We start from the raw sequence: 25,654 nt of genomic DNA, 5'->3' as shown, positions 1-25,654 counted from the left end.
ATGAAAAGGCCGCATCCCTGGGGATGCGGCCTTTTTTATGCGTGACGCAGATTGAGCGCTAGATGTGGATCGACCCGTCGCCAAGCCCCAGCGCGGCCTCGCGCACTGCTTCGCTCATGGTGGGATGGGCATGGCAGGTGCGGGCAAGATCCTCGGCCGAGCCACCAAATTCCATCAGCACAGCGGCTTCGTGGATCATTTCGCCAGCGCCCTTACCCACGATGTGACAGCCCAGAACCCGGTCGGTTTCCTTGTCCGCAAGGATCTTGACGAACCCCTGCGGGGCCAGCATCGCCTTGGCACGGCCATTGGCGGTAAAGGGAAATTTCGCCGCCTTGTAAGCAATGCCCTCGGCCTTGAGGTCTTCTTCGGTCTTGCCGACCGAGGCGACTTCGGGGTTGGTGTAAACCACGCCGGGGATAACGGAATAATTCACATGTCCCGCCTGTCCAGCGAGGATTTCGGCGATGGCGATGCCCTCATCCTCGGCCTTGTGGGCCAGCATCGGACCGGCGATCACATCCCCGATCGCATAGATCCCGTCGAGATTTGTCTTGTAATGTCCGTCGGTTACGACCCGGCCGCGATTGTCGCGCTCGATGCCCAGATCGTCGAGCCCGAGCCCGTCGGTGAAGGGAACGCGGCCGATCGAGACCAGGGCGATGTCGGTTTGCAGCGTCGATGCCTCGCCGCCCGCGGCGGGTTCGAGGGTGGCAACCAGACCCGATTCGGTCTTTTCGATGCCGGTGACCTTGGTGCCGAGTTTGAAGTCAAACCCTTGTTTTGACAGCATTCTCTGGAACTGTTTGGCCACGTCGAGATCCATGCCGGGCAGGATGCGATCGAGGAATTCGACGACCGTGACCTTGGCGCCGAGGCGGGCCCAGACCGAACCGAGTTCGAGGCCGATGACGCCGGCACCTATAACCAGCAGGTTATCTGGCACCTTATCGAGTTTGAGGGCTCCGGTCGAAGTGACGATTTTCTCTTCGTCAATCTCTATGCCCGGCAAATTGGCCGACACCGAACCGGTGGCGATGACGATGTTCTTGGTTTCGATGTCGGTTGCCGAACCATCCTCGGCGGTGACGGTCACCTTGCCCTGCGCGGCAATCCTGCCGGTGCCTCTAAAGGCAGTTATCTTGTTCTTTTTGAACAGATATTCGATGCCGCCCGTGTTGGAGGCAACGGTATCGTCCTTATGGGCCATCATGGCGGACAGGTTGAGTTTGGGCGCGCCGACCTCGATGCCGAGCTGGGGAAAGGTGTGGCCGGCTTCCTCAAACATTTCCGAAGCGTGCAGCAGCGCCTTGGACGGGATGCAGCCGATATTGAGGCAGGTGCCCCCGAAACTCGGCCATTTCTCGACAACGGCGACCTTCATGCCAAGCTGTGCGGCGCGAACGGCGCAGACATAGCCGCCCGGTCCGGTGCCGATTATGGTGAGATCAAATGTGTCGGCCATCAGTTCATGTCCTCAACTCAGTCAGTTGTTTGTGGCTGTCTCAGACGATCAGCCCGATTGTCATGGCGACCAGTCCCAGCGAGGCGAGGATCCAGACCATGGAGCGGAAATAGGCAATCCCTTGAAGATAAAGGGGAATATAGACGATGCGGCCCACGATATAGAGCCCGGAACCACCCAGGGTCAGCCAGTCCGAACCATTCGAGACCACCACCGCCAGCGCCAGGGCGATAAAGGCGGGATAGGTCTCGAGATAGTTCTCGACCATGCGCTTGGCCCGCCCGGCACGGCCGGTGAGAGGCGTGCCCTCATCGCGCGGACCGGCATTGTATTCGCGGCCCAACTGCTCGGTCAAAAGAAGCGCCTGGATGGTGATCTGCGCAAAAAGCAGCACGACCGAGGCGACAACCATCCATAACTCAAAGGTCATTGATGACCCCCCTTAGAGCCTGTTCGGGCCGGACTGACGCCCATTGGACCCTCGGTGCACTGCGCCCCGACGCCCAATGGACTGTCCAAAATCCTGGCGCTGCGCTCCAGGTTCCTGCTTGTCGCGCGGATCGAACCGGAAAAGTCTGCAACTTTTTCTGCCCGTGCTCTAAAGATCCAGCACCAGCCGCTGCGGATCCTCGAGGCTTTCCTTGACGCGAACCAGGAAGGTGACCGCTTCCTTGCCATCGACAATCCGGTGATCGTAGGAGAGCGCCAGATACATCATCGGGCGGATAACGACCTGACCGCCGACAACCACGGGGCGTTCCTGGATCTTGTGCATGCCCAGAATGCCCGACTGGGGGGCATTGAGGATCGGGGTGCTCATCAGCGAGCCGTAAACGCCGCCATTGGAGATGGTGAAGGTGCCCCCCTGCATATCGGCCATCGAAAGCTGGCCGTCGCGCGCCGCGCGTCCGAGCCGGGAGATTTCCTTTTCGATCTCGGCAATGGTCATCTGGTCGGCGTCACGCACCACCGGGACGACGAGGCCCTTTTCGGTGCCCACGGCAACGCCGATATGGGCGAAGTTCTTGTAGATGATGTCGGTGCCGTCGATCTCTGCATTGACCGCCGGGATTTCCTTGAGCGCATGGACAACGGCCTTGGTGAAAAAGCCCATGAAGCCCAGTTTGACGCCGTGCTTTTTCTCGAACAGTTCCTTGTAGGAATTGCGCAGATCCATGACCGGCTTCATGTCCACCTCGTTGAAGGTGGTGAGCATGGCGGCCGAGTTCTGGGCATCCTTCAGACGCTTGGCGATGGTCTGGCGCAGACGGGTCATCTTGACCCGCTCTTCGCCGCCCTGATCCTCTGCCCGTGCGGCGCGCGGTGCGGCAGGAGCCGGCGCCTCGACCTTGGCCGGGCCGGTATTGTCGAGCGCCTTGAGCACATCTTCCTTCAGAACCTGGCCGCGCTTGCCCGAACCCGAAACCGAGGACGGATCGACGTCACGCTCTGCCATCAGCTTGGCGGCGGACGGTGCGGGCGGCATTTCGGTCTTGGCGGCGGGAGCGGGCGCTTCGGCAGGCTTGGCCGCCTCGGCCTTGGGGGCTTCGGCCTTGGGCTCTTCCTTGGGCGCCTCGGCCGATTTGGCCGGGGCGGCGCCGGCAGCAATCGCGGCGATCAGCGCGCCGACTTCCACGGTATCGCCCTCATTGACCGAAATCGCTTCGAGCGTGCCAGACACCGGCGCCGGAACCTCGATGGTCACCTTGTCGGTTTCAAGCTCGACAATGGGCTCGTCGGCCGAAACGGCGTCGCCGACCTTTTTGAACCATTGCCCGATCGTGGCTTCGGTAACGCTTTCGCCCAGGGTCGGGACGCGGACTTCAGTGGACATCTCTCGTATCCTTCCAATTCGCTTTGGGGTCCCGGCAGCGCCGGGTTCGTCAATCTCGGTTCGGGCTTACTCGAAGGCTTCGTCGAGGAAGGCCTGCAGCTGGGCGACATGGGTGCGCATCAGGCCGGTGGCCGTGGAGGCCGAGGCCGGACGGCCGACATAGCGCGGGCGTCCGCCCGGACGGCCCATCTGCTCGAGCACCCATTCGATATAGGGCTGAACGAACGACCATGCGCCCATGTTCTTGGGCTCTTCCTGACACCAGACGACTTCTGCGTTGGTAAACCGGCTCAATTCGTCGATCAGCGCCTTGGCGGGGAACGGGTAGAGCTGTTCGAGACGCATCAGATAGACGTCGTTGATGCCGCGTTTCTCGCGATCCTCGAGCAAATCGTAATAGACCTTGCCCGTGCAGATCACCACGCGCCGGATCTTGTCGTCGCCGACCAGGTTGATCTCGGTCTTGGGCAGGCCGGGTGCTTCGGCATCGTCCCAGAGCAGGCGATGGAAGAACGTATCCGACCCCATTTCGGCCAGACCCGAAACCGCCCGCTTGTGCCGCAGCAGCGATTTGGGCGTCATGATGATCAGCGGCTTGCGGAAATCGCGTTTGAGTTGCCGGCGCAGCGCATGGAAATAATTGGCCGGGGTGGTGCAGTTGAGCACCTGCATGTTGTCTTCGGCGCAAAGCTGCAGGAAGCGCTCGGGACGCGCCGAGGAATGCTCGGGGCCCTGACCTTCATAGCCGTGCGGCAACAGCATCACCAGCCCGCTCATGCGCAACCATTTGCGTTCGCCCGAGGAGATGAACTGATCGATCACCACCTGCGCGCCGTTGACGAAATCGCCGAACTGGGCTTCCCAGACCGTGAGCGCATTGGGCTCGGCCAGCGAATAGCCATATTCGAACCCGAGCACGGCTTCTTCCGACAGCAGCGAGTTGATGACCTCGTAACGGGCCTGGTTTTCCGCAAGATTGTTGAGCGGGGTGAACGTGGATTCGTTTTCCTGATCGTAGAGCACCGAATGGCGCTGGGAGAACGTGCCGCGTTCCACATCCTGCCCCGAAAGGCGGACCGGGTGGCCGTCTTCGAGCAGCGAGGCAAAAGCCAGCGCTTCGGCGGTGGCCCAGTCGATGCCCTCGCCTTCGGTGATCATCTTCTTGCGGTTGTCCATGAACCGCTGAACGGTGCGGTGGGCATGGAAATCGCCCGGCACGCTTGTCAGCTTTTCGCCCAGCGATTTGAGCCTGTCGAGCTCGATGCCGGTGACACCGCGCCGCGGCCCATCGACTTCGGCGAGCTTGATGTTCTTCCAGGCGCCATCGAGCCAATCGGCCTTGTTGGGACGGTAGTCCTGCCCGGCCTCGAATTCGCTGTCGAGCCTGGCGCGCCAGTCGGCCTTGAGTTGAGCGAATTCCTCGGCGCTCAGAACGCCCTCGTCGACCAGCTTGTTGCCGTAAATTTCCAGCGTCGTCTTGTGGCCGCGAATGGCCTTGTACATCAGCGGCTGGGTAAAGCTCGGTTCATCGCCTTCATTGTGGCCGAACCGGCGGTAGCAGAACATGTCGATGACCACCGGCCGCCCGAATTTCTGGCGGAATTCGGTGGCGATCTTGGCGGCATAGACCACCGCTTCAGGATCGTCCCCATTGCAATGGAAGACCGGGGCTTCGATCATCTTGGCCACGTCGGTCGGATAGGGCGACGAGCGCGAGAAGTGCGGCGAGGTGGTGAACCCGATCTGGTTGTTGACCACGAAATGGATCGACCCGCCGGTGCGGTGCCCCTTGAGGCCCGAAAGCGCGAAACATTCGGCCACCACGCCCTGCCCGGCAAAGGCCGCATCGCCATGCAGCAGCAGCGGCAGGACCGCGGTGCGGTCGGTGTCGCGCGTATCGGCGACAAAGCGCCCATCCCTGGCCGAAAGCTGATCCTGCTTGGCGCGGGCCTTGCCCAGAACAACCGGGTTGACGATTTCGAGATGGCTGGGATTGGCGGTCAGCGACAGATGCACCGTATTGCCGTCGAACTCGCGGTCCGATGACGCGCCGAGGTGATATTTGACGTCGCCCGAACCTTCAACATCGTCAGGGTAGAACGCACCACCCTTGAACTCGTGAAACAGCGCGCGATGCGGTTTGGCCATCAACTGGGTCAGAACGTTCAGCCGCCCGCGATGGGGCATGCCCAGAACGATATCCCTAACGCCCAGGGCACCGCCGCGCTTGACGATCTGTTCGAGCGCCGGGATCAGCGATTCCCCGCCATCGAGACCGAACCGCTTGGTGCCGGTATATTTGACGTCGAGGAACTTTTCGAACCCTTCGGCTTCGGCCAGCTTATTGAGGATTGCCCGCTTGCCCTGGGGAGTGAAGGTGATTTCCTTGTCCGGGCCCTCGATGCGTTCCTGGATCCAGGCCTTGGCCTCGGGATCGGAGATATGCATGAATTCGATGCCCAGCGTGCCGCAATAGGTGCGGCGCAGGATCTCGAGCATCTGGGGCACGGTGGCAAATTCGAGCCCGAGATAATTGTCGATGAAAATTTCGCGGGTGTAATCGGCCTCTGAAAAGCCATAGGCCGCCGGATCGAGCTCGGGAGCTTCCTCGCGGTTTTCCAGCCCGAGCGGATCGAGATTGGCGTGCAGATGGCCGCGCATGCGATAGGCGCGGATCATCATGATGGCGTGGATCGAATCCCGTGTCGCCTGCATCACCGCTTCGGTGGAGACCGGCTCGCCGCCGGCCTTCGCCTTTTCGGTGACCGCCTTCTGGGCCTTGAGAGCGACTTCGCCCCAATTGCCATCGAGCGCCGAGATCATCTCGCCATTGGTGGTGCGCGGCCAATCAGAGCGCTGCCAGCTCGGCCCCTCGGCGTTTTTGGTGACGCTCTCGGCACTGTCGGCGAGATTGTCGAAAAACTCCGCCCAGCTCGGATCGACACTTTTGGGATCGGACTTGTAGCGCGCGTACAAGGCGTCGATGTAATCGGCGTTGCCGCCATAAAGGAAAGAAGTGAGGAGGAACGCTTCGTTCTGATCCTGTCGTGCCATTTCGCTCTCGATTGGGGGTCCCGATCCCCCTCAGTAAAGATGTGTTCAACCTGCCCGTTGCCGGTTTTTGCCTTGTCGCGTTTCCGAACCGAAAAAGTGGTAACCACTTTTTCTGGAAACCCACCTATGGGCCGCCAATTCCGGTCGAACTATGACGGCGATGCCGTCTCGTTTTGGTTAACCGGGACCTAAGTCCCGGTCACCGATAACATTGCCGTGTCTCAGCCTTTGAGAACTTCGACCAGCGTGGTGCCCAGACGCGCGGGCGAGGGGGAAACCCTGATGCCCGCCGCTTCCATGGCAGCGATTTTCGATTCCGCATCGCCCTTGCCACCCGAGACCACGGCGCCCGCATGGCCCATGGTCTTGCCCTTGGGTGCGGTGCGGCCCGCGATAAAGCCAGCCATGGGCTTGGAGCGCCCCTTTTTGGCTTCGTCGATCAGGAACTGGGCGGCGTCTTCTTCGGCCGAGCCGCCGATTTCGCCGATCATGATGATCGATTGTGTGGCGTCGTCCGCCAGGAACATCTCGAGCACGTCGATGAATTCGGTGCCCTTGACCGGGTCGCCGCCGATGCCGACGGCCGTTGTCTGGCCAAGGCCTTCATTTGTGGTCTGGAACACGGCTTCATATGTAAGCGTGCCCGAACGCGACACAATGCCCACCGAGCCCTTGCGGAAGATCGAACCGGGCATGATGCCGATCTTGCATTCTTCCGGGGTCAAAATGCCCGGGCAGTTGGGGCCGAGCAGGCGCGAATTGGAGCGGTCCAGCCGCGCCTTGACGCGCACCATGTCGGACACCGGGATGCCTTCGGTGATGCAGGTGATGAACGGAATTTCGGCTTCGATCGCCTCGATGATGGCATCGGCCGCGCCCGCGGGGGGCACGTAGATGACCGAGGCGTCCGCGCCGGTCTTTTCCTTGCCCTCGGCGACGGTTGCGAAGATGGGGAGGTTCTCCCCGCCCGCGCCGGTCCAGGTTTCTCCGCCCTTTTTGGGGTGGATGCCGCCGACCATCTTGGTGCCGTAATAGGCCAGTGCCTGTTCGGTGTGGAACGTGCCGGTCTTGCCGGTCAGGCCCTGCACGAGGATCTTGGTGTCTTTATTGACGAGAATGGACATGTAATCTTGATCTCAAATTCCGTGTGGCTGGGTGCGGCGCGTTAGGCCACGGCGGCGACGATCTTCTGGGCGGCATCATCGAGATCGTCGGCGGCGGTGATCGCCAGCCCCGATTCGTTGAGGATCTTCTTGCCCAGTTCGACATTGGTGCCTTCAAGGCGCACGACCAGCGGAATGGTCAGGCCCACTTCCTTGACGGCCGCGACAACGCCTTCGGCGATCACGTCGCACTTCATGATGCCGCCGAAGATGTTGACCAGAATGCCTTCGACCTTGGGATCGGCGGTAATGATCTTGAACGCCGCGGCGACCTTTTCCTTTGAAGCGCCACCGCCAACGTCACAGAAATTGGCCGGCTCCTTGCCGTAAAGGTGGATGATGTCCATGGTCGCCATGGCAAGCCCGGCGCCATTGACCATGCAGCCGATATTGCCGTCCATGGGCACATAGGCCAGATCCCATTTGGACGCCTCGATTTCCTTGGCGTCTTCCTCGGTCTCGTCGCGCAGCGCAACGATATCGGCGTGGCGGAACAGGGCGTTGCCGTCAAAGCTCACCTTGGCGTCGAGAACGCGCAGATGGCCGTCGGTCATCACGATCAGCGGGTTGATTTCCAAAAGCGCCATGTCCTTTTCGACGAACGCCTTGTAGAGCGCCGGGAACAGGGACTTGGCATCCTCGGCGGCGGCGCCGTCGAGTTTGAGAGCACTCGAAATCTCGGTCACGTCCGCGTCGGTCACGCCCGCTTCGGGGTCGATGGCGACGGTGATGATCTTTTCGGGCGTGTCGTGGGCGACCTGCTCGATGTCCATGCCGCCCTCGGTGGACACAACGAACGCCACCTTGCCGACCGAGCGGTCGACCAGCAGCGAGCAATAGAGCTCACGATCGATATCGGCGCCGTCCTCGATATAGAGACGGTTGACCTGCTTGCCCGCATCACCGGTCTGGGCGGTGACAAGGGTGTTGCCGAGCATGTCCTTGACGTTGGCCACGACCTCTTCGATCGACTTGGCCAGCCGCACGCCGCCCTTGGCGTCGGGTCCGAGTTCCTTGAACTTGCCCTTGCCGCGTCCGCCGGCGTGGATCTGGGACTTGACCACATAAAGAGGGCCGGGCAGCGAGCGCGCGGCGGCTTCGGCCTCCTCGGCACTCATGATGGCCACGCCCTTGGCGACCGGGGCGCCGTAGCCCTTGAGCAGTTCCTTGGCCTGGTATTCGTGAATGTTCATCGCAGGTACGAACCTTTTTCGTGTTCGGCAGAAATGGGAAAGCCCGGAGGGGGTACCTCCGGGCCGGAACGGTTACGCCAGCTTGGGCGCGATCTTCTTGCAGGCTTCGACAAGCCCGTCGACCGATTGGACAGAGGCGTCAAACATCTTCTTTTCAGACGCGTTGAGCTCGATCTCGACAATGCGCTCGACACCACCCGCACCGATCACCACCGGAACCCCGACATAGGTGTCGGACAGGCCGAACTGGCCGGTCAGGTGCGCGGCGCAGGGCAGGATGCGCTTTTTGTCTTTCAGATAACATTCGGCCATCTCGACGGCCGAAGCGGCGGGGGCATAAAAGGCCGAACCGGTTTTCAGCAGCCCGACGATCTCGGCGCCGCCATCGCGGGTGCGCTGGATGATTTCGTCGAGCTTGTCCTTGCTCATCCAGCCCATCTTGACCATGTCGGGCAGCGGGATGCCGGCAACCGTCGAATAGCGCGCCAGCGGCACCATGGTGTCCCCATGGCCGCCCATCACGAACGCGGTGACGTCCTGCACGGAAACGTTGAGCTCATCGGCGATGAAGTGACGGAAGCGCGCGCTGTCGAGCACGCCGGCCATGCCGACGACCTTCTCGGGCGGCAGGCCGGAGAATTTCTGCAGCGCCCAGACCATGGCGTCGAGCGGGTTGGTGATGCAGATCACGAACGCATCGGGGGCGTATTTGGAAATGCCCGCGCCGACCTGCTCCATGACCTTGAGATTGATTTCTAGAAGATCGTCGCGGCTCATGCCCGGCTTGCGCGGCACGCCTGCGGTGACGATGACAACGTCCGCGCCTTCGATGTCCTTGTATTCGGACGTGCCCTTGAGGGTGGAATTGTACCCTTCGACCGGGCCGGACTGGGCCAGATCGAGCGCCTTGCCCTGGGGCACGCCGTCAACGATATCGAACAGCATGACGTCGCCAAGTTCCTTGAGCGCCACCAGATGTGCGAGTGTCCCCCCGATCTGACCGGCACCGATCAGAGCGATTTTCTTACGCGCCATGAGCAAGTTTCCCTATAGGTAAAGTAACGTTTTCCTCGCGCCCTCCATAGACCTTGTGACATTGCGACGCAAGTGAACCCTTCGTCTAAGGCCGGTAAATTTGGGCGTTCAGCCTGGCGGTCCGCAAAAAGGTCTGCAAGGCTGACACTTTCCCTGCAACGGAAACTGCGTCAGGAGGGCTGACCCGAACCGGCGCGCAGGGGCTGGGCGATGTAATCGGCCGAGCGCATTTCTTCGAGCCGGGACAGGCAGCGGGCGAACTCGAATCGTGTCTTGTCGTCCTGGGCGAGATCATCGAGCGGGGCGGCAAAGCTGGCGGCGAGTTTGACCCCGCGATCGTAAAGCGTGTCGACAAGCAGGATGAAGCGCTTCGAAGCGTCCGATTTCAGGCGCGAAAACACCGGCACATGGTCGATGACCACGGTATGGAAGCGATTGGCGAGCTTGAGATAATCGCGCGCCCCGAGCGGGCGTTCGCACAGATCGGCGAAGTTAAACCGCGCCACGCCCATGGCCTGGGCCGGTACGGTGATCACGCGGCCAAGGCTCTCGATGGCATCGGGCCTTGGCTCGGCCCCGCCGGTCAGGTGATCGAAAAGCCCGTCCATCTGGGCATCGACTTCGGGCCCGGTGCCAATCTTGTACACGTCCTGGGCGTCGAGTTTTTCGCGGCGGTAATCGGTGTCGGCGTCGAGATTGAAAACTTCGGTGTGATCGGTCAGCAGATCGATGAAGGGCAAAAAGAGCTGGCGGTTGAGCCCGTTCCAATAGAGCTTTTCGGGCGGGATATTGGAGGTGGCGACCACCACGACCCCGTCGGCGAACAGGATTTCGAACAGCCGGCTGAGCAGCATGGCATCGGTGATGTCGGAAACGAAGAACTCGTCGAAACACAACAGCCGTACCGACCGGGTTATCGGCCGCGCTACCGCCGGAATGGGATCGCGCGCGCCCTTGGTCCCGGGATTTTCCGAGCGGAATTTGGCGATCGCCTCGTGCACCTCGTTCATGAATTCGTGGAAATGCACGCGCCTTTTGGCACCAACCGGGACCGTCTTGTAAAACAGGTCCATGAGCATGGTCTTGCCCCGCCCCACATCGCCCCAGATGTAGAGCCCCTTGGGTGCCTCGCGCTTGCGCCGGAACAGGGCGGACAGCACCGAACCCGAATGGGCCTCGAGCTGACCGAGCCCTTCGGCGACCGCTTGCAGTTTTTCGACAGCGCGCTTCTGCGCGGCGTCGGGCTTGACCTGCCCCGCCACGATCATATCGGCATACGCATCGACAATGGAGCCCGAGGCCCCTTCGGTCCCGCTCAAGCCCTCGAGTCTTTCGCTCTAGTCCGGCTCATAGGCCCCCAGCTTTTTATTGGTCGCGTTCCCGAACCGAAAAAGTGGTGTCCACTTTTTCTGGGAGCGCTTCCTTTTTGTAGGTCGCGTTCCCGAACCGAAAAAGTGGTGTCCACTTTTTCTGGGAGCGCTCCTAGCCAACCATCGAGACGGATTGCCCGCCCGCAAGCGTGCCCACGAACCGGTTGCCGCTCTGGAACAGGGTGCCGACCAGTTCGTCGCTCTCGTTGTAGAACTGGATCTGGTTGCCCAGAAGGTTCCACGAGGTCACGTCGGCCAACCCATCCACAAGGCACCCCGGCGTCGAGGCACGGTAACGGCCTGTCGATCCCTTGGCGGTGTAGGTGAGATTGAGGCGGCACTGTTCGGCCCCCACCATCACGGTCCAGCCACCCAGAAGCTGCTCGATGGTCACGCTGCCGGTCAGATTGCGCCCGCTGGTCGTGTTGCCGGGGCTGCCGACATCGTCGAGCAGGAAGCCCGGCGAACTTGTGCTCGTGCTGCCATCCACCGATGCGGTATTGCCCGGCACCGTGGGTGTGCCCGTGGTCGAAGGCGTATTGGACGGCAGGACGGTCGAGCCATCGATGGGCGGCAGGTCCGAGCTGGAAACCGAGCTCGTCTGTACCGGCTGAATGGTGGGCGGTGGCGGTGTGGCGGTGACCGTGGGGGTCGCGCGCCCGAACGAGGTCGGCGAGCACGCGGAAAGCACACCTGTGCCGCCGATGACCATCATCACCGCAAGTGATCTTGTGAGAGTTCCAACCATAACAGCTCCATTGTTTCGGCCCGGACGGGACATGCGGGAACACAACGCGTTCCGTACCGTTCCCAACGGCGCTGCCGGCGGCCTGCTTTGTCGTGAGGATCGAGGCGATCCACGCTCCAACCCCCTCCGCTTTAAGGCGGCAGCGTTCAAGACTCAAGCCCTCCGGCCCGTCCAAGAGGGTTCGGCGTTAACTATTGTGGCCAATATGGCGGTTATGGGACAACATCCCCTCGACCGACATTGCCGCCACCAAAAAGGGAAATCGGGGATGGGATTTTATGTCCACGCCAAGGCGTTCATGGCTTCGATCGCCAGCAGCTTCTGGTTCGTCCCTTTGCTGATGGCCATAGCCGGGCTGGCGCTGGGCAATCTTTTTGTTTTCATCGACAGTGTCGAGGCGCTCTCGAACCTGCGCGACCAGCCCTTTTACCCCCGCTTCGGCCCCGAAGGCGCAAGGGCCGTGCTGACCACGATTGCCGGGGGCATGATGACCATGGCTTCGCTGGTCTTTTCGCTGACCTTTGTGGGCCTGACCCAGCTCTCGGGCCAGCTCGGTCCACGGGTGCTGATCATGTTCATGGAAGACCGGACCACCCAATCGGTTCTGGGCGCCTTTGTCGGGGTGTTCCTGTTTGCACTGGTTGTGCTGGGCGAAGTAAGCGAGCTCGAAGACGGCTTCGTGCCCGAGCTGGCGGTGGCCGGCACCATAATCATCGCCACGGGCGCCTTCGGGCTGGTGATCTATTTCGTGCACCATATGGCGCTGTCCATACAGGCCGATGTGATTGTCGCCGATCTGGGCAAGCGGTTCGCCAAATCCATCGGAAAGGTCGCCGCCAGGGCCGACGCATCCGATATTGCCAGCGCCAACCGCCACCTTGCGGATTTCGACGGCTTTGCCGGCGCGCCCGTTCCCGCCCCCGGCAGCGGCTATATCCGCCACATCGCCTATGACCAGCTGCTCCATATTCTAAAGGACAACAGCCTGCGCCTTGTGATTGACCTCAGGGTTGACGATTACGTGGGCGAAGCCATGCCGATGGCGCATGTGGAAGGCCCCGCCCCCGATATCAAATCCCTGGCCAAATGCTTTACGATCGGGCCACGCCGCGACGTGCTCCAGGAAGCGACCTATGAAGCGCGTGCGCTGATCGACATCGCCCTGCGCGCCCTGTCCCCCGGCATCAACGATCCCAACACCGCCGTTGCCGCCATCGATCATATGAGCGGCTCTCTGTTGCCGCTGGTCCGCTCGGACGGCGTGCCCCAGGTGCTGTTTACCAAGGACGGGCGCGCCGCGCTCAAGCGCCCCGATCTGGGTCTCGGCCATTATCTCGATCTGATCGTGCCCGCGCTGTTGCCGGCCATGCGCACCGATACGCTGGCCACCGAGCGGCTGATCGAGCTTTTGATCCTGTTCGACCGCGTCAGCCGCCAGGACCACCAGCGCAAGGCAATCGCCAAATGGCGCAAGGTGATGGCGGGCGACGTGGACAATCACCAACTGCCGCAAACCATGGTCGACTGGCTCAAGGAAAAAGCGGCTGAATGAGGGGGCAGGACCAGCCCCACCCTCATGGTCACCCCGGGCTGGAAAGGCGCTGCTGGGGTTCCCTTCGGCGCTTTCCCGGCGAAAGCCGGGATCCATGAGCGCGGCCTGAAGCACCGGTGCCTGGACCCGTTCTGCTGGACCCCCGTGTTGGTCGGGGCCGCCATGGGGGAGGTGGGCCGGCTTTGGCCGATTGTGCGCGGGGCCAAGAGGGCCCGCGCTATCGCGCCAGCATGTCTTTGAGCAGCGCTTCCGCCAGCGGCTTTGCGTCGCGCGCCTCGCGAGCCGGGACGGCGATCGCCAGCCCCTTGCCCGTCAGACCCGCACCAATGCCCGGCAGGCCGCCATCTGTGATCTCGCGCGGGGAAAAGCCGTGTGCCTGAAGGGCGGTGACCATGAGCCGGGCGACCGATTCGCGTTCGACATAAAGGATCGTTTCGTAGTCGCTCATGGCCATCATCCTGAAAAACAAAAAAGGGCCCAGGATAAGCCCCGGACCCTTCACAACATATCAGAACCGGCCGGGTTCAGGCCACCTTGCGTTCGACCATCATCTTCTTGATTTCGGCGATTGCCTTGGCCGGGTTGAGCCCCTTGGGGCAGACCTTGGCGCAGTTCATGATGGTGTGGCAGCGATAGAGCTTGAAGGGGTCTTCGAGAATGTCGAGACGTTCCGATGTGGCTTCGTCGCGGCTGTCGATCAGCCAGCGATAGGCTTGAAGCAGCACGGCCGGGCCGAGATATTTTTCGCCGTTCCACCAATAGGACGGGCACGACGTCGAGCAGCACGCGCACAAGATGCACTCATAGAGCCCGTCAAGCTTGGCGCGGTCTTCCTTGGTCTGCAGCCATTCGGTGTCCGGCGTTGGCGATTTGGTCTGCAGCCAGGGCTGCACCGATTTGTGCTGCTCGTAAAAGGTTGAAAGATCGGGCACCAGATCCTTGACCACCGGCATGTGGGGCAGCGGATAGACCTTGATGGGGCCCGAGGACACCTCGTCCATGCCCTTGGTGCAGGCCAGCGTATTGGCGCCGTCGATATTCATGGCGCACGACCCACAAATCCCCTCGCGGCACGAGCGGCGCAGGGTGAGGGTGGGATCGATGTTGTTCTTGATCCACAGCAATCCGTCGAGGATCATCGGCCCGCAATCGTCGAGATCGACGAAATAAGTATCGATGCGCGGATTGTCGCCCGTGTCGGGATCGTAGCGATAGACGTGATATTCACGCAGTTTCGTTGCGCCGTCCGGCTTTGGCCAGGTCTTGCCCTTTTTGGGGCGGGAGCGCTTGTCGAGGACGAGTTCAGCCATGTGTCGTTCGCTCCTTAGTAAACGCGGGCCTTGGGCGCGATCTTTTTCAGATCGATGCCATCGGACAGCGGATCGACGTGAACCGGGCGGTAGCCCAAGGTCACCTTACCGGCCTCATCCACCCAGCTCAGCGTGTGCTTGCGCCAGTTGACGTCGTCGCGGTCGGCAAAGTCCTCGCGGGCATGGGCGCCGCGGCTTTCCTTGCGCGCCTCGGCCGAATAGACCGTGGTGATGGCGTTGGCCATGAGGTTTTCAAGCTCGAGGGTTTCCACAAGGTCCGAATTCCAGATCATCGAGCGGTCGGTGACCTTGACGTCGGGCATCTCGGCCCAGATGTCGGAAATCCGCTTGCAGCCCGCTTCGAGCGTTTCCTGGGTGCGGAACACGGCGGCGTCTTCCTGCATGGCGCGCTGCATCTTGTCGCGCAGCGTGGCCGTGGGCGCACTGCCATTGGCGTTGCGCAGCCGGTCGAACCGGGCGAGGATCTTGTCGTCCTGGGCGCTGTTGATCGCCGGGATCGGTGCCGTTCTGTCCATCACCTCACCGGCCCGCAGCGCCGCCGCGCGGCCGAAAACCACAAGGTCGGTCAGCGAGTTCGAGCCCAGACGGTTGGCCCCATGCACCGAAGCACACGCCGCTTCGCCCACCGCCATCAGCCCCGGCACGACGCGATCGGGATCGGTCTCGGTGGGGTTGAGCACCTCGCCGTGATAATTGGCCGGGATGCCGCCCATATTGTAGTGGACCGTGGGAATGACCGGGATCGGCTCGCGGGTGAGATCGACGCCGGCAAAGATCTTTGCCGATTCCGAAATGCCCGGCAGGCGTTCGTGGAGCACGGCGGGATCGAGATGGTCGAGGTGAAGGAAGATATGATCGCCCTTGGCGCCCACGCCCCTACCCTCGCGGATTTCCATGGTCATGCAGCGGCTCACGACGTCGCGGGACGCCAGGTCCTTGGCGTTGGGCGCATAGCGCTCCATGAAGCGCTCGCCTTCGGAATTGACGAGATACCCGCCCTCGCCGCGCGCGCCCTCGGTGATCAGGCACCCCGAGCCGTAAATGCCGGTAGGGTGGAACTGGACGAATTCCATATCCTGAAGCGGCAGCCCGGCGCGGGCCACCATGCCATTGCCGTCGCCGGTGCAGGTGTGGGCCGAGGTGGCCGAGAAATACGCGCGTCCGTACCCGCCGGTGGCCAGAACCACCAGTTTGGCGCGGAAGCGGTGGATGGTGCCATCATCGAGCTTCCAGGCAATGACGCCCTGGCATTCGCCATTCTCGCCCATGATCAGGTCGAGCGCGAAATATTCGACGAAGAATTCTGCGTTGTTGCGCAGCGACTGGCCATAAAGCGTGTGCAGGATGGCGTGGCCGGTGCGATCGGCCGCCGCGCAGGTGCGCTGCACCGGGGGGCCTTCCCCATATTCGGTCATGTGGCCGCCGAACGGGCGCTGATAGATCTTGCCCTGCTCGGTGCGCGAAAACGGCACGCCGTAATGCTCGAGTTCGTAGATCGCGGCGGGCGCCTCGCGGGCCAGATATTCCATGGCGTCATTGTCGCCCAGCCAGTCCGACCCCTTTACGGTGTCGTACATGTGCCACTGCCAGCTGTCGGGGCCCATATTGGAAAGCGAGGCCGCAATGCCGCCCTGCGCCGCTACGGTGTGCGAGCGGGTGGGGAAGACCTTGGTGACGCAGGCGGTGGAAAAGCCCTGCTCGGCCATGCCGAGCGTGGCGCGCAAGCCCGCGCCGCCGGCGCCGACCACCACGACGTCATAGGCGTGGTCGATGATCTGATAAGCCGAAGCCATGAGCGAAATTAACCTCCGAAGGCGAGGACGAGAACCGACACGGCGGCGATTATGCCGATGATGACGGTGAAAATGGTGTTGGCCGCCTTGGCCAGCGAATGATTGCGCGGCTCGTGGACATAATCCTCGATGATCTCATACATGCCGATGCGCATGTGAATGAGCGCCGAGCCGATCAGCACCAGAGCCAGAATGGAAACGATAGGGTTGGAAAAGGTCGCCGCCATCTGCGCCCGGTCGGCGCCGGAAAGGGACACCACCAGCCAGATCAGAAAGCCCACGAAAACGATATTGATCGCCCCGGTGACGCGCTGGCGGATGAAAGTGCCCGTGCCTTTTTCGCCCGAATGCGTGCTCATGATTGCCCCCTCAGAACCAGACGAACACGGCCCAGACGACGATGGTCGCCACGGCCGAAAAGATGAGCGTTGCAAGGCTTATGGCCTCGCGGCTGGCCGGGTCGAACCCCGCGCCCGTATCCCAGAAGAAATGCTTGAGCCCGCCCGCCATGTGCTGGAACAGCGTCCAGGTGTACAAAAACAGCCCGATCTGGATGATCGGATGGCCGAAAAACCCCTGGACCGCCGAAAGCTGGTCCTGCCCCAGCGCCGCGGCGCCCAGCCACAGAACGAACAGGACGGTCCCGATGTAAAGTCCCACGCCGAGCACGCGATGCAGGATCGAGAGTGTCATGGTGAGCGTGAAGCGATAGATGGAGAGATGCGGGGACGTGGGTCGAAAATGCGCCATTGCCTGCCTCGATCTGGCCCCGCGCCGAACGGTCGGGGACACTGAGCCGGTTGCCCGGCAGAAAACTTGCGGCCAACTTCTAATCGCGCTTTCCCCATTCGTCAAAGGGCCGCGCTTACGTCTTTGGTCGGAAAGTGACCCGCTAAAATATTGACTTTAAAAGTCATATTTTCTCCGCGGGCTGGACAAGGAGCGCTAAGTCAAGGCAAGTGAGGGGAAATGTCAGCCAGGTTTACCTACCAGGTAAAGTTCCATGTCCGAGCCCACTCCGATCCTCATCAAGAGCAAAAAAATCCTCGCCTCGGCCTGGGGGAGCCTGACCGAGTATGTTTTGGGTGTCAAACGCGCCGATGGACGTGGGCTCGATCTGGTCCGGGAGGTCTATGACCACGGCAGCGCGGCGGCGATTCTGCTGCTCGATCCCCAGCGAGCTGTGATGACGCTGGTGCGCCAGTTCCGCCTGCCGCCCCACCTCAATGGCGACGATGGCAATATGATCGAAGTGTGCGCCGGACTGCTTGACGGAGATGACCCGGAAACCTGCGTAACAAAGGAGGCGCTCGAGGAAACCGGGATCGTCCCCTCCAGCCTGCACTTTGCCTTCGAGATTTACGCCAGCCCCGGATCGCTGAGCGAAAAGGCCCACTGCTTTATCGGTCTTTACGATGAGACCTGCCGGATGGGCACGGGGGGCGGATTGGCCGAGGAGGGTGAAGAGATCGAATGTGTCGAGATCGGCTTTGATGCGGCGCTGGACATGATTGACAATGGGCACATCATCGACGCCAAGACCGTCGCGCTGATCCAGCACGCAGCGCTCAAGGGGTTTCTGGGTTAGGGAGCACCCAGGAACCCGCCGCTGACGGAAGAGAGCAGATGCGGGTTGCTCCAGAGGACCCACGCGCCGATGGCCAGCGCAACGAGCAACACCAGACCGAACATCTTGCGCACCAGTGAAAAGACCAGCCAGAAAGCCAGCAGTGCGACGACCCCGATGACGATAAGTGAAAAGCTGTCGGTCGGAATTCTGGCCTCCTGGCAAACGTCTGAACCAAGGGCCCATTACGCCGCCCGAGGACGGCTTTTTAATGTCGGTGTGCCTGCTGGGTCTCTCCCCAAGGCAGGCCCCCAACGACTTTTTCAATCGCGATGGACCGAGTCCGGACCCACCTTCAACTGGCGCGCCAGCACCCCGGCAACGGCCCGCAGCTGGTGCCATTCGGTCTCGCTCAACCCAACCAGAAGATCGGCGAGGATGGCTTCGCGTGCGGCGCAGGCGGCCTCCACCGCAGCCAATCCGGCTTCTGTGACCTCGATGCGGCCCGAGCGACGATCATCTCCATCGGCGCGGCGCGCCAGCCCCTGACGCACCAGGCCCTCAACGAGCCGGGAGGCCGTGGGCGCCGAGATCTTTTCCTGAGCCGCCAACCGGCCAATGGTATTGGCCTTGAGAAAATGGATCACCGAAAGCGCCGAAAGCTGCGCCGCGCTGCATCCGGTCTGCCGGTCTGCCGCCTGCAGCGCCCTGTCGAGCGGCAGAACCAGACGATGGAGCAATTGCAGGGCGCGCGACTTGTGAGACTGGGACACAGATTTCCCTTTAAATTAGTAAAGCTAATTGTTAGCATAGCTAAACATATATTGCCAACGATCGCATCGGAAATTCATCATGGAACTGCACCGGGGACGGCTTATCGATCATGTGCATCTGCGGGTAAGCGACCTTCAAAAGAGCCGGGACTTCTATCGTGCCGCACTGGGCGCGCTGGGCCGCGAGCTGACCCTCGAAACGGAATCGTTTTTCGTTTCCGACGAGTTGTTTGTCGATGCCGCAAGCGATTATGTGAGCCGGGTGCATCTGGCGTTCCAGACCACCGGCCCCGAGATGGTCGACGCCTTTTACACGGCCAGCCTCAAAGCGGGCGGCAAGGACAATGGGGCGCCGGGCGAACGGTCCTACCATCCGGGCTATTATGCCTGCTTCGTTCTCGATCCCGACGGCAACAACATCGAGGCCGTCTGGCACGGCCCACATGACCGCAATACGGAATCGGTGGTCATCACCGCCCCTGTGTGACGCCATGAGCACCGGCACTTCGCGCCTCAGTCGCCCGATCCAGCCGATGCCCGACGACATCGCACATCGGCTCAAAGAGGCCGGACTGCGCGCTGCCTATGACGAGCGGCCTCCCTATCAGCGCAACGACTATCTGGGCTGGATCGCCCGTGCCAGGCGCCCTCGGACCCGCGAAAAGCGGATCGCCCAGATGCTGGACGAACTGGCCAGGGGCGGGGTCTATATGGCCATGAAATGGGGGACTCAGACGTAATCGACGAGTTTCTTGTCCGGGTCGTAGGGCTGGTCCTCGACTTCCTTGGTCACCGCCTGCCCGCAGCGCATCTTGCCCGCGGCGGCATCGAAAACGTAGTGCGGGGCGCCGAATAGCAGCCAGCCTTCCGACAGGGCTTTGGTGACCTTGTGGCAGAAGGCCGAATCGTCGTCACCGGACAAAAAGCGGTAGATCATCATTGGGGTCAAAACTCCTTACAGCACTACGCGCGAAGACCTTTTGCACATAGCCGCACCACCATAGCGATTGATCTTGGCCGCGTCAGGGGCTAATCGGCACAGGCGGATACAGCGAAAAAAGGATGCGAGCATGGCGCAGCACTTCCCCCCCTTTCTGATCGAGGGTTACCGCAACTTCATGTCGGGGCGCTATGCGACCGAGAGTGAGCGCTACAGAAAGCTGGCCGAAGAGGGCCAGAAACCCACCACCATGGTGATCGCCTGCTGCGACTCCCGCGCCGCGCCGGAAACCATTTTCGATTGCGGACCGGGCCAGCTCTTCGTTCTGCGCAATGTCGCCAATCTGGTGCCGCCCTTCGGCCCGGACGCCGCCTATCACGGTACATCCTCGGCCATCGAATTTGCGATCATTCATCTAAAGGTCGAAAACATCGTGGTCATGGGCCATGGCCGTTGCGGCGGCATTGCCGGGGCACTGGCCACGGCGGCGGGACGCGCGCCCGAGGGCGCCTTCATCGGCAAATGGCTGACCATGATCGAAGAGGTGGCCGGCAAGGTCGAGGCCAATTCGCTTCTCACCTCCTCCGAGCAGCAGACGGCGCTCGAACGCATCGTCATCCGCCAGTCGATCGGCAATCTGATGACCTTCCCCTTCGTCAAAGAGCGTGTCCAGGCCGGCGAGCTCTCGCTGCACGGGGCGTGGTTCGACATCTCCTCGGGTGAACTCTGGACCATGAACGGGGAAAGCGGCGACTTCATGCGGCCTGAGCTGTGAAAGGGCAAGGCGCGGACGGGCCGGCCCTCATCCGGGAAGCGCGCGAAGACGATCTCTCCCACCTCGCGGCGATGATCGACACGCTCTCGGCCCACCATGGCGCAACCACAACCGTTGGCACACGGGCCCTGATGCGCGATTTGCTGGGGCCGCAGCCCTGGGCCTTTGCGCGCGTGGCCGAGCGGGACGGCAAAACGGCCGGATACGCCATCAGCTATCCGCTGTACTTTGCACAATGGGGTGAGCGCGGAATGCACCTGCATCACCTCTACATCGATCCCCTCCACCGCGGGCTTGGGCTGGGCACTCAATTGACGCTGGCGATGATCGATCTGGCTCGCGCCCTGGGTTGCACCTATGTCAGCGTGACCGCGGAACCCGACAATGTGAATGCGCAGCGTTTTTACGAAGGCCTGGGGATGCGAACTTCGCCGGTGACCGGGTTGCGCTTTGCAATGGATATCTAGAAGTTTCAGGCGCCCGGGTTGATCGGCACCTGTCTGGGCCTGATCCTGGCGACGGTCAGAATGAGCCCGATAAAGATCAGGACGCCGCCGGCCACATCGGCCGCAAAAATCGGTTCGCCCAGGATCAGAACGCCTGACGAAATACCAGCCATCGGCACCAAAAGGGTGAAGGGCGCAACCGTTGCCGCCGAATGGCGCGAGAGCAGGCCAGACCACATGGTGAACCCGAACAGCGTTGCCGGATAGGCCAGGAAGGCAACCAGCATCACCGCGTTCCAGCTTGGCGGATCGATGTAAGAAAAAATGGCCGGGCCGCCCTCGAAGGTGAACGAGAGCGCAAAAAGTGGAATCGATCCCAGCATATTGCCCCACGCCACGAAAGGCAGCATGGGGATCGATCCGGCCAGTTTCGAGATATTGTTGGCGATGCCCCAGCTGAGCGCCGCCGCCATCAGAATGGCCAAAGGCAGCAACTGCCCTCCGGTGCCATGCCCCCAGGCGATGACGCCGATGCCGCCGAATGCGACGAGACCGCCAACGATCTGGAGCCGGCGCGGCACCTCGCCGAAAACGAAAAACGCAATGGCGATGGTAAACATCGCCTGCACCTGAAGGGCGAGCGAGGCGAGGGACGCCGAAAGGCCCAGAAACAGCGCAAGATTGAGCAGCGCATAAAGCGAGCAGGCCATGAACAGCCCGTAGCCCGCGACCAGCAGCCAGGGTGCCCTGGGCCGGGGAATGAAAAACACAATGGGCACGGCAGCGAAAAAGAACCGCAGCGCTGCAGAGAGCAGCGGCGGCAGCTCGGCAATGCTCAATTTGATGACGGTAAAGTTGAGCCCCCAGATCGCAACGACAGCGAGGGCGATCAGAACGTCGCGCAAAGGCATGGGGAGGCTCGCAGAAACAAGGGCGGGAGGAAGTGCTCTAGCGCACTGGCGCGGGGCTGTCATCCTGTGCGGGTGCCGGCAAATGCGGCAAGCCCCCCTCACCCGACTGTGCAACAGCGGGGTGAGGGGGCTTCCTAAAAAAGAACCCCGATCAGCGCGGCGCGATCTCCACGTCCTCATAGCCCGGCGCGGTGCCCCAGGCGTTGACGGTGGTGGTGGCGCGCAGACCGTGGACCTGGAACGGATCCTCGGCGATGATCTTTTCGACCTCTGCCCTGGTCTCGGCCTCGAAGATCCACAGACCGCCGACCGGGCTGCCGCCCGGCTCGGCGCGCATGGCCCCCGCCAGCAATATCTTGCCCTTGTATTTGCGCAGATAGGCCTGATGGTCGGCGGTGTGGGCGGCGCGGATTTCCGCGGCGCCCTCGGACTTGTCGGTGAAAAGAGCAGCCCAACGCATCATGCGGCCTTGGAGTTCATGTGGCCGCGCTCGATCAGCGTCTCGGCGATCTGGATGGTGTTGAGGGCCGCGCCCTTGCGCAGATTGTCCGAGACCACCCACATGACCAGCCCGTTTTCCACCGTCACGTCCTCGCGGATGCGGCTGACATAGGTGGCGTCTTCGCCCTTGGCTTCGACCGGGGTCATGTAGCCGCCGTTTTCGCGCTTGTCCAACACAACGATCCCCGGCGCATCGCGCAGCGCTTCACGGGCCTCGTCGGGCGAAATGGGGTTTTCAAACTCCATGTTGACCGCTTCGGAATGGCCCACGAACACCGGCACGCGCACAGCGGTGCAGGTGACCTTGATCTTGGGGTCGAGCATCTTCTTGGTTTCGGCGAGCACCTTCCACTCTTCCTTGGTGTAGCCGTCTTCCATGAACACATCGATGTGGGGGATGACGTTGAAGGCGATCTGCTTGGTGAACTTGGCCGGCGTGGGGCTGTCATTGACGAAAATGCCCTTGGTCTGGTTCCAGAGCTCGTCCATGGCATTCTTGCCGCCGCCCGAAACCGACTGATAGGTCGAAACCACGATGCGCTTGAGCTTGGCCAGGTCATGCAGGGGCTTGAGCGCCACAACGAGCTGGGCGGTCGAGCAATTGGGATTGGCGATGATGTTCTTGCGGTCGTTTTTCGCCATATAGGCATCGAGCACGTGCGCGTTCACTTCCGGAACGATGAGTGGCACGTCCTCGTGGTAGCGGAACGCCGAGGAATTATCGATGACGATGGCGCCGGTCGCGCCGATCTTTGGCGCCCATTGCTTGGAAATGTCGCCGCCCGCGCTCATCAAGACGAAATCGGTGCCGGTAAAATCGAAATCATCGAGATTGCGGCACTTCAAGATCTTGTCCCCGAAGCTCACTTCGCGACCGACCGAGCGCGACGATGCCAGCGGCACCAATTCGTCGATCGGAAAATTGCGCTCGGCGAGAATTTCGAGCATTTCGCGGCCCACATTGCCGGTGGCACCGACGATAGCAACCTTGTAACCCATAATATGTCTTATCCTTTCACCCCACCTCCCGCGCCGCGGGGTTGAGCCCGCTCGGCCACTGGTGCTTTGCCGCCCTCCCCGCCGGGAGGAGCTGGCCCGGGGAGTGCGTCAAGCGGTTTTGGTGGTGGTTTTCAATGCGAACGGTCTCGTTCCGGCGCGATCGCCGGTCCTATCGAGCAGCGCTGTCATGGTCGCAAAACCCATGCAAAAGGGCTCCTGCCGTTCGGGATCAGCTTCATACGCGGTTCTTGGTGCTTTGCCAAGGTCAGTGAGAAACGCAAAAGGCCCCGCCGTAAGCGACGGGGCCTCCAAACGCCAAGGGAACGACGCTTTGATCAGTTGGGGACGAGGACCGTATCGACAACGTGGATCACGCCGTTCGACTGGTTGACGTCAGCGATGGTGATATCGGCCACCGAGCGGTTTTCATCGATCACCTTGAGCGAGCCGCCGATGATCTGGAAGCCCAGAAGATCGCCCGAAACCGTGGTCAAACCGAACGAGCCGCCGTTTTCCTCGGCCATGGCGATCAGCTCTGCGGCGGAATAATCGCCGGCGATCACATGGGCGGTCAGAACCTTCTGGAGCGTTTCAAGGTTGGCAGGTTCGAGCAGCGTATCGACGGTGCCGGCGGGCAGATTGCCGAACGCTCGGTTTGTCGGGGCAAACACCGTGAACGGGCCGGGACCCTGAAGCGTATCGACAAGACCGGCGGCCTGGACGGCGGCAACGAGCGTGGTGTGATCGGCCGAATTGACCGCGTTCTCGATGATGTTCATTTCAGGCGACATCGGCGCGCCGCCGACCATCGGATTGTCCTGGGCGAAAATGGCGCTCGAGGCGCCAAACGAGATGGCGACACCGAGCGCGAGAGCGGAAACGAATTTGAGCATGATGATCCCCCCTGATGGGAATGAGGTGTGCATCGGCCCCATTGGCCGTGCTGACAGGGGGAATTACGGGCGCTCACGCAAGAAAGTTTCAGACGACCTTGCGCTTTAGAACTTGACGCCGACCATCACGCCGAGATTGGACAGCCCCTCATTGGGCGAGCAGAGCTCGAGATTTGAGATGTGCTCGTAACGCAGCGTGACCGTGACGTTCTCTGTGACATTGGCCCCGATGCCCGCCGCATCGTAGAAATTGAACGAACAGCCGAAATTGCGGGCCGGGCGGGTTGCGCCCGAGAGCGCGCCATCGGTGATCGCCGCGCCGAAGCCAAGCTCGAGATAGAGCGGGGTCTCGAACACCGGGATCTGCCAGTTGAGATTGGCGTGCAGAAGGTTTTCGCGGCCGTTGAAATTGAGCGTCGCGCCGACTTCCGGGCGGGGCGAGCCGATCCAGCGGAACGCCTCGATGTCGGGCGAGGTAAACAGCGCCGAAAATTTCACATTCTCAAGACGCGACAAATCCCAATTATCGCCGGTGGGCAGGAACCCGCTATAGGCTGAATGATAGAATACCCCGGCCCGCAATTCATCGAGTGCGATATCCTGGGCGGCGGCGGGGTTGGCGATCATCAGCGCTCCGAGCGCCGCTATCACAGATTTACGCATGATCACCCTAAAAGCCCTGATTTCAGCCACTGGTCCGGTTGTTTGGCACAGCTTGGGAACGCACTCAAGGCGCAATCCGTTGTCTGGCACCACCAACGGAGACTTACCATCATGTCGATTTCTTCGCTACAGGATCTGTTCGTCCACACGCTCCAGGACATCTATTTCGCCGAAAACCTGATCGTCAAAAAACTGCCCACGATGGTCAAGGAAGCCAGCGCCACCCCGCTCAAAAAGGCGTTCGAGGAGCATCTGGAAGAAACAAAAACCCATGTTTCCCGTCTCGATGAGGTGTTCAGGATTCTGGGCAAAAAGCCACAGTCGGAAGAATGCCCGGCCATCGAAGGGATAATCGAGGAAGCCGAAGAGCTGATCGGGGAAATTTCCAACGCCAAGACAAAGGACGCAGCACTGATTGCCGCCGGACAGGCCGTCGAGCACTATGAGATCACCCGCTATGGGACGCTGGTCGCATGGGCCAAGGAACTGGGGCACGAAGAGGTGCTGGGCCATCTGCGCGAAACGCTGGCCGAGGAAAAGGACGCCGACAACAAACTGCTCCGGCTGGGCGAAGATCAGCTCAACCAGAAGGCCGCCTGAGCCTTTTTGACGTAAATCGTAAAATACCGATGAAGGCGCGCTTGAACC

Annotated in this window: 28 protein-coding genes; 7 read left to right on the top strand and 21 right to left on the bottom strand. The window is 61.6% G+C overall.

What is annotated here, in order from left to right; genetic code table 11:
• Window positions 1-58: 58 nt before the first annotated feature.
• The 9 genes from lpdA to OF122_RS01215 form a co-directional block, all read right to left on the bottom strand.
• Window positions 59-1,465, bottom strand: a complete 1,407-nt coding sequence (gene lpdA / locus OF122_RS01255) for a dihydrolipoyl dehydrogenase (RefSeq protein WP_264226081.1) — start codon at window positions 1,463-1,465, stop codon at window positions 59-61.
• Window positions 1,466-1,505: 40 nt separating this feature from the next.
• A complete protein-coding gene (locus OF122_RS01250; protein ID WP_264226080.1) occupies window positions 1,506-1,895 on the bottom strand; it encodes an MAPEG family protein in 390 nt (129 codons plus the stop codon).
• 168 nt (window positions 1,896-2,063) lie between these two features.
• A complete protein-coding gene (gene odhB, locus OF122_RS01245; protein WP_264226079.1) occupies window positions 2,064-3,299 on the bottom strand; it encodes a 2-oxoglutarate dehydrogenase complex dihydrolipoyllysine-residue succinyltransferase in 1,236 nt (411 codons plus the stop codon).
• A 66-nt stretch (window positions 3,300-3,365) separates the two neighbouring features.
• Window positions 3,366-6,353 (bottom strand): 2-oxoglutarate dehydrogenase E1 component, encoded by a 2,988-nt coding sequence (locus OF122_RS01240; RefSeq protein ID WP_264226078.1) that lies wholly within the window; start codon window positions 6,351-6,353, stop codon window positions 3,366-3,368.
• Window positions 6,354-6,574: 221 nt separating this feature from the next.
• Complete coding sequence (gene sucD / locus OF122_RS01235) at window positions 6,575-7,477, bottom strand: succinate--CoA ligase subunit alpha (RefSeq protein ID WP_264226077.1); 903 nt, start codon at window positions 7,475-7,477, stop codon at window positions 6,575-6,577.
• Between the two features lie 41 nt (window positions 7,478-7,518).
• Window positions 7,519-8,709 (bottom strand): ADP-forming succinate--CoA ligase subunit beta, encoded by a 1,191-nt coding sequence (sucC, locus tag OF122_RS01230; RefSeq protein ID WP_264226076.1) that lies wholly within the window; start codon window positions 8,707-8,709, stop codon window positions 7,519-7,521.
• A gap of 72 nt (window positions 8,710-8,781) precedes the next feature.
• On the bottom strand, window positions 8,782-9,744 hold the full coding sequence (gene mdh / locus OF122_RS01225) for a malate dehydrogenase (protein ID WP_264226075.1): 963 nt from the start codon (window positions 9,742-9,744) through the stop codon (window positions 8,782-8,784).
• A gap of 170 nt (window positions 9,745-9,914) precedes the next feature.
• Window positions 9,915-11,063, bottom strand: coding sequence for a cell division protein ZapE (zapE, locus tag OF122_RS01220; RefSeq protein WP_264226074.1), 1,149 nt, complete (start codon window positions 11,061-11,063; stop codon window positions 9,915-9,917).
• 163 nt (window positions 11,064-11,226) lie between these two features.
• Window positions 11,227-11,862 (bottom strand): protease inhibitor Inh/omp19 family protein, encoded by a 636-nt coding sequence (locus OF122_RS01215; RefSeq protein WP_264226073.1) that lies wholly within the window; start codon window positions 11,860-11,862, stop codon window positions 11,227-11,229.
• Between the two features lie 268 nt (window positions 11,863-12,130).
• On the opposite strand from OF122_RS01215, the gene OF122_RS01210 reads away from it, so the two are divergent.
• Complete coding sequence (locus OF122_RS01210) at window positions 12,131-13,414, top strand: DUF2254 domain-containing protein (RefSeq protein WP_264226072.1); 1,284 nt, start codon at window positions 12,131-12,133, stop codon at window positions 13,412-13,414.
• A gap of 217 nt (window positions 13,415-13,631) precedes the next feature.
• On the opposite strand, the gene OF122_RS01205 is transcribed toward OF122_RS01210, so the two are convergent.
• The 5 genes from OF122_RS01205 to sdhC all read right to left on the bottom strand — a co-directional run bounded on the left by OF122_RS01205 (window position 13,632) and on the right by sdhC (window position 17,288).
• A complete protein-coding gene (locus OF122_RS01205) occupies window positions 13,632-13,862 on the bottom strand; it encodes a hypothetical protein (protein ID WP_264226071.1) in 231 nt (76 codons plus the stop codon).
• A 76-nt stretch (window positions 13,863-13,938) separates the two neighbouring features.
• Complete coding sequence (locus tag OF122_RS01200; protein ID WP_264226070.1) at window positions 13,939-14,724, bottom strand: succinate dehydrogenase iron-sulfur subunit; 786 nt, start codon at window positions 14,722-14,724, stop codon at window positions 13,939-13,941.
• Window positions 14,725-14,738: 14 nt separating this feature from the next.
• Window positions 14,739-16,538, bottom strand: coding sequence for a succinate dehydrogenase flavoprotein subunit (sdhA, locus tag OF122_RS01195; RefSeq protein ID WP_264226069.1), 1,800 nt, complete (start codon window positions 16,536-16,538; stop codon window positions 14,739-14,741).
• Window positions 16,539-16,546: 8 nt separating this feature from the next.
• Window positions 16,547-16,897 (bottom strand): succinate dehydrogenase, hydrophobic membrane anchor protein, encoded by a 351-nt coding sequence (sdhD, locus tag OF122_RS01190; protein WP_264226068.1) that lies wholly within the window; start codon window positions 16,895-16,897, stop codon window positions 16,547-16,549.
• 10 nt (window positions 16,898-16,907) lie between these two features.
• A complete protein-coding gene (gene sdhC, locus OF122_RS01185) occupies window positions 16,908-17,288 on the bottom strand; it encodes a succinate dehydrogenase, cytochrome b556 subunit (RefSeq protein WP_264226067.1) in 381 nt (126 codons plus the stop codon).
• Window positions 17,289-17,541: 253 nt separating this feature from the next.
• Here sdhC and OF122_RS01180 point away from each other — a divergent pair, with 253 nt between their 5' ends.
• Complete coding sequence (locus tag OF122_RS01180) at window positions 17,542-18,126, top strand: NUDIX domain-containing protein (RefSeq protein WP_264226066.1); 585 nt, start codon at window positions 17,542-17,544, stop codon at window positions 18,124-18,126.
• 302 nt (window positions 18,127-18,428) lie between these two features.
• On the opposite strand, the gene OF122_RS01175 is transcribed toward OF122_RS01180, so the two are convergent.
• Window positions 18,429-18,878, bottom strand: coding sequence for a MarR family winged helix-turn-helix transcriptional regulator (locus tag OF122_RS01175; RefSeq protein WP_264226065.1), 450 nt, complete (start codon window positions 18,876-18,878; stop codon window positions 18,429-18,431).
• 79 nt (window positions 18,879-18,957) lie between these two features.
• On the opposite strand from OF122_RS01175, the gene OF122_RS01170 reads away from it, so the two are divergent.
• Window positions 18,958-19,365, top strand: coding sequence for a VOC family protein (locus OF122_RS01170; RefSeq protein WP_264226064.1), 408 nt, complete (start codon window positions 18,958-18,960; stop codon window positions 19,363-19,365).
• A gap of 4 nt (window positions 19,366-19,369) precedes the next feature.
• Window positions 19,370-19,618 carry a YdeI/OmpD-associated family protein gene (locus OF122_RS01165; protein WP_264226063.1) on the top strand — a complete coding sequence of 83 codons (249 nt, stop codon included), beginning with the start codon at window positions 19,370-19,372 and terminating at the stop codon, window positions 19,616-19,618.
• On the opposite strand, the gene OF122_RS01160 is transcribed toward OF122_RS01165, so the two are convergent.
• Window positions 19,609-19,818, bottom strand: coding sequence for a DUF1737 domain-containing protein (locus OF122_RS01160; protein WP_264226062.1), 210 nt, complete (start codon window positions 19,816-19,818; stop codon window positions 19,609-19,611). The genes OF122_RS01165 and OF122_RS01160 overlap by 10 nt on opposite strands.
• A gap of 130 nt (window positions 19,819-19,948) precedes the next feature.
• On the opposite strand from OF122_RS01160, the gene OF122_RS01155 reads away from it, so the two are divergent.
• On the top strand, window positions 19,949-20,593 hold the full coding sequence (locus OF122_RS01155) for a carbonic anhydrase (RefSeq protein ID WP_264226061.1): 645 nt from the start codon (window positions 19,949-19,951) through the stop codon (window positions 20,591-20,593).
• A complete protein-coding gene (locus tag OF122_RS01150) occupies window positions 20,590-21,060 on the top strand; it encodes a GNAT family N-acetyltransferase (RefSeq protein ID WP_264226060.1) in 471 nt (156 codons plus the stop codon). The genes OF122_RS01155 and OF122_RS01150 overlap by 4 nt, the downstream gene beginning before the upstream one ends.
• A gap of 5 nt (window positions 21,061-21,065) precedes the next feature.
• Here the strand turns inward: OF122_RS01150 and OF122_RS01145 are convergent, their stop codons facing one another.
• From OF122_RS01145 to OF122_RS01125, 5 genes are all read right to left on the bottom strand, one after another.
• On the bottom strand, window positions 21,066-21,950 hold the full coding sequence (locus OF122_RS01145) for an EamA family transporter (RefSeq protein WP_264226059.1): 885 nt from the start codon (window positions 21,948-21,950) through the stop codon (window positions 21,066-21,068).
• A 151-nt stretch (window positions 21,951-22,101) separates the two neighbouring features.
• Entirely contained in the window at window positions 22,102-22,413 is a 312-nt protein-coding gene (locus OF122_RS01140) for a YciI family protein (protein WP_264226058.1), read from the bottom strand.
• The gene (locus OF122_RS01135) at window positions 22,410-23,450 is read right to left on the bottom strand and encodes an aspartate-semialdehyde dehydrogenase (protein WP_264226057.1); all 1,041 of its coding nucleotides are present in this window, start codon (window positions 23,448-23,450) and stop codon (window positions 22,410-22,412) included. Before OF122_RS01135 ends, OF122_RS01140 begins: the two co-directional genes overlap by 4 nt.
• Before the next feature lie 335 nt (window positions 23,451-23,785).
• The gene (locus OF122_RS01130; protein ID WP_264226056.1) at window positions 23,786-24,343 is read right to left on the bottom strand and encodes a fasciclin domain-containing protein; all 558 of its coding nucleotides are present in this window, start codon (window positions 24,341-24,343) and stop codon (window positions 23,786-23,788) included.
• Between the two features lie 105 nt (window positions 24,344-24,448).
• The gene (locus OF122_RS01125) at window positions 24,449-25,006 is read right to left on the bottom strand and encodes an acyloxyacyl hydrolase (RefSeq protein ID WP_264226055.1); all 558 of its coding nucleotides are present in this window, start codon (window positions 25,004-25,006) and stop codon (window positions 24,449-24,451) included.
• Between the two features lie 111 nt (window positions 25,007-25,117).
• Here OF122_RS01125 and OF122_RS01120 point away from each other — a divergent pair, with 111 nt between their 5' ends.
• On the top strand, window positions 25,118-25,606 hold the full coding sequence (locus OF122_RS01120) for a YciE/YciF ferroxidase family protein (RefSeq protein ID WP_264226054.1): 489 nt from the start codon (window positions 25,118-25,120) through the stop codon (window positions 25,604-25,606).
• Window positions 25,607-25,654: the final 48 nt, after the last annotated feature.

The organism is Pelagibacterium flavum (genome assembly GCF_025854335.1).
Classification (GTDB): Bacteria; Pseudomonadota; Alphaproteobacteria; order Rhizobiales; family Devosiaceae; genus Pelagibacterium; species Pelagibacterium flavum.
Note: the sequence above shows the minus strand (reverse complement) of the source record. Positions and strands in the feature narration are given on the sequence as shown.

Coding starts and splice junctions, on each gene's coding strand:
- mdh (WP_264226075.1), bottom strand. CDS start 9,744: ATGGCGCGTAAGAAAATCGCTCTGATCGGTGCCGGTCAGATCGGGGGG.
- OF122_RS01200 (WP_264226070.1), bottom strand. CDS start 14,724: ATGGCTGAACTCGTCCTCGACAAGCGCTCCCGCCCCAAAAAGGGCAAG.
- lpdA (WP_264226081.1), bottom strand. CDS start 1,465: ATGGCCGACACATTTGATCTCACCATAATCGGCACCGGACCGGGCGGC.
- OF122_RS01215 (WP_264226073.1), bottom strand. CDS start 11,862: ATGGTTGGAACTCTCACAAGATCACTTGCGGTGATGATGGTCATCGGC.
- OF122_RS01125 (WP_264226055.1), bottom strand. CDS start 25,006: ATGCGTAAATCTGTGATAGCGGCGCTCGGAGCGCTGATGATCGCCAAC.
- sucC (WP_264226076.1), bottom strand. CDS start 8,709: ATGAACATTCACGAATACCAGGCCAAGGAACTGCTCAAGGGCTACGGC.
- OF122_RS01130 (WP_264226056.1), bottom strand. CDS start 24,343: ATGCTCAAATTCGTTTCCGCTCTCGCGCTCGGTGTCGCCATCTCGTTT.
- odhB (WP_264226079.1), bottom strand. CDS start 3,299: ATGTCCACTGAAGTCCGCGTCCCGACCCTGGGCGAAAGCGTTACCGAA.
- sucD (WP_264226077.1), bottom strand. CDS start 7,477: ATGTCCATTCTCGTCAATAAAGACACCAAGATCCTCGTGCAGGGCCTG.
- OF122_RS01160 (WP_264226062.1), bottom strand. CDS start 19,818: ATGATGATCTACCGCTTTTTGTCCGGTGACGACGATTCGGCCTTCTGC.
- OF122_RS01145 (WP_264226059.1), bottom strand. CDS start 21,950: ATGCCTTTGCGCGACGTTCTGATCGCCCTCGCTGTCGTTGCGATCTGG.
- OF122_RS01250 (WP_264226080.1), bottom strand. CDS start 1,895: ATGACCTTTGAGTTATGGATGGTTGTCGCCTCGGTCGTGCTGCTTTTT.
- OF122_RS01155 (WP_264226061.1), top strand. CDS start 19,949: ATGGCGCAGCACTTCCCCCCCTTTCTGATCGAGGGTTACCGCAACTTC.
- sdhD (WP_264226068.1), bottom strand. CDS start 16,897: ATGAGCACGCATTCGGGCGAAAAAGGCACGGGCACTTTCATCCGCCAG.
- OF122_RS01170 (WP_264226064.1), top strand. CDS start 18,958: ATGGAACTGCACCGGGGACGGCTTATCGATCATGTGCATCTGCGGGTA.
- OF122_RS01205 (WP_264226071.1), bottom strand. CDS start 13,862: ATGAGCGACTACGAAACGATCCTTTATGTCGAACGCGAATCGGTCGCC.
- OF122_RS01120 (WP_264226054.1), top strand. CDS start 25,118: ATGTCGATTTCTTCGCTACAGGATCTGTTCGTCCACACGCTCCAGGAC.
- OF122_RS01135 (WP_264226057.1), bottom strand. CDS start 23,450: ATGGGTTACAAGGTTGCTATCGTCGGTGCCACCGGCAATGTGGGCCGC.
- OF122_RS01240 (WP_264226078.1), bottom strand. CDS start 6,353: ATGGCACGACAGGATCAGAACGAAGCGTTCCTCCTCACTTCTTTCCTT.
- sdhA (WP_264226069.1), bottom strand. CDS start 16,538: ATGGCTTCGGCTTATCAGATCATCGACCACGCCTATGACGTCGTGGTG.
- sdhC (WP_264226067.1), bottom strand. CDS start 17,288: ATGGCGCATTTTCGACCCACGTCCCCGCATCTCTCCATCTATCGCTTC.
- OF122_RS01140 (WP_264226058.1), bottom strand. CDS start 22,413: ATGATGCGTTGGGCTGCTCTTTTCACCGACAAGTCCGAGGGCGCCGCG.
- OF122_RS01210 (WP_264226072.1), top strand. CDS start 12,131: ATGGGATTTTATGTCCACGCCAAGGCGTTCATGGCTTCGATCGCCAGC.
- OF122_RS01180 (WP_264226066.1), top strand. CDS start 17,542: ATGTCCGAGCCCACTCCGATCCTCATCAAGAGCAAAAAAATCCTCGCC.
- OF122_RS01165 (WP_264226063.1), top strand. CDS start 19,370: ATGAGCACCGGCACTTCGCGCCTCAGTCGCCCGATCCAGCCGATGCCC.